The sequence below is a fragment of the [Clostridium] clostridioforme AGR2157 genome, from assembly GCF_000424325.1.
GTDB classification, from domain to species: Bacteria; Bacillota; Clostridia; order Lachnospirales; family Lachnospiraceae; genus Enterocloster; species Enterocloster clostridioformis_A.
Genome location: NZ_AUJR01000125.1, coordinates 1 through 1,917, shown reverse-complemented (window position 1 = coordinate 1,917; position 1,917 = coordinate 1). Strand labels below are relative to the sequence as shown.

The following is a 1,917-nucleotide window of genomic DNA, read 5'->3' as shown; positions in this document are numbered from 1 at the left end:
GGCCGATTTGCGAAGTTTCCTGAAAAGCAAAAAAGGAACGCTCATATAAGAGCGCTCCCCACGGTTAAAATTTACTCGGTTAAAATCCGGCCATTCTGTTCTCTAAGTTCCATTACATATGTACTATATAATCCTACGACTCCCCCCCATCAAAATAATCCCTTATCAAATTCGACAAAGTAACCTCCGCCCAACTATACTCCGGCATATACTCCCCGACAAAAAAGTTAGAAGCCCCCTTGACCTGGCGGACCATATCATAGCTGTCGCAGACAACCGCTTCTTTATTAATGGCATAGGTTCCTCTGCCCTTTATAACGATTTTCTCAATCCCATATTTCTTCAATGTCTGCTTCAGTCTATACCACGCTAAATGGACAGCCTGTTTGGCTGCGGTTTCGTCCCGTTCTCCATCATTCAAAATTTCAGCCAGGTGAGATAATGTTACTTCCTTTCCGCTCCAGTCCACAAGTATTGCGAGAAGTTCTTTGGCTTTGCTGCTGGAAAGTATATCAGCTCACCTTGATAATACAAATCAAAACCGCCAAAGGTTTTTACATATACCTTATCCGATGTTATATCAAACATGATTCATGCTCACCTATCATCCCGTATTCAAAGAGAATCTGCTCCTCTTTGTCTCCTCCTCAACCGTCAGGGCCTATTTATATGTTAACATAAATGTCATTGTAAGACCAGTTGTATAACCATCAAAATACAAATAATGCCCCCTCCATATTTTACCTAAAATATGTATTTTTTCAACTGGTTTATTTTATTTGTAATTTTAATCTGCTTCCACACTGTTTGTAACCACCGTGGTAAAAAAAGAAAGGCTCCGCTTCCAATCGGCGGTAGCTCATAAGGAAACATTACAAAAAATTATGAGTTAAGTCAAGTAAACGTAAAAATATAAAGTGCTATGCAAAAGGTTCGCCGATTGCATAGCACTTTTTGCTAAAAAAATCTATAAATAACACTTAATATATCATCATTTAATAATAGAAGCATATAATGGGCATACGTTGCCCGCTGTATAAACCAAAATGTTTCTTGAGTCATTAGAACATCTTATCAGAATACAATTCCATATCCCATCCGATGTTGCAATAGATAAAGTTGTATAGGGTGCATATAGTGCATTGGCTTTTCCAATAGACAGAGATAATTTATCAAAATCTATAGAAGAAACATTGACTTTTGCTACTATTGCAAAAGTTAGAGGTTGGGCGTTATTTCTTTTTTGTTCTTCGATTTTTTCTTTTAATACATCCCAGGACATAGAATCTGACACTTTAGCAAAATAGGTTTTCTTCATTAAAACACCCCTTTTTAATTGACTTCTTTACACACAAGACTTATAATTATTATGTATAATTATATCCTAAAATGAGGTGCTTTATGATGAAAAAGCAAAACTTGTATATTGACATATTTGCAGGTTGTGGCGGCTTGTCTACTGGTTTATTGAAAGCTGGGTGGACAGGTCTTTTTGCCGTTGAAAAAAATGCGGATGCCTTTTCAACATTGGAGCACAATTTGATTAATAAAAATAAGCATTTCTTATGGCCAAATTGGCTGGAGATTAAAGAACATGATATCAATGAACTTCTTAAAGAACATGAGAAAGAGTTGCTTGACTTACAGGGGAAAATAACATTAGTTGCAGGTGGACCTCCTTGTCAGGGATTCTCAATGGCTGGTAAACGCGATAAAGACGATCAAAGAAATAAACTTGTAAAGTCTTACATTAAGTTCATTAAACTTGTAATGCCTGAAGCTATAATTTTTGAAAATGTTCATGGTTTTACGGTGAACTTTAAAACTCAACTACCACCGGCTAAAGCCGGTGGGTTGATGCGGCCTAAAGGCCGCCGTTAAGCGACTGAAAGTCGCAGTGGGGGCTAAAGCCCCTGC

Annotated in this window: 2 protein-coding genes and 1 pseudogene; 1 reads left to right on the top strand and 2 read right to left on the bottom strand. The window is 37.4% G+C overall.

The features are described 5' to 3' along the window. Positions 1-133: 133 nt before the first annotated feature. A pseudogene (locus G614_RS34805) lies at positions 134-588 on the bottom strand (hypothetical protein). Between the two features lie 403 nt (positions 589-991). Next, complete coding sequence (locus tag G614_RS0123930; RefSeq protein WP_027643882.1) at positions 992-1,318, bottom strand: hypothetical protein; 327 nt, start codon at positions 1,316-1,318, stop codon at positions 992-994. Positions 1,319-1,401: 83 nt separating this feature from the next. On the opposite strand from G614_RS0123930, the gene G614_RS28955 reads away from it, so the two are divergent. After that, entirely contained in the window at positions 1,402-1,881 is a 480-nt protein-coding gene (locus G614_RS28955) for a DNA cytosine methyltransferase (protein ID WP_049948123.1), read from the top strand. Positions 1,882-1,917: the final 36 nt, after the last annotated feature.

Excerpts from the sequence above, each read along its gene's own strand:
- G614_RS28955 (WP_049948123.1), top strand. The coding sequence starts at position 1,402 with ATGATGAAAAAGCAAAACTTGTATATTGACATATTTGCAGGTTGTGGC.
- G614_RS0123930 (WP_027643882.1), bottom strand. The coding sequence starts at position 1,318 with ATGAAGAAAACCTATTTTGCTAAAGTGTCAGATTCTATGTCCTGGGAT.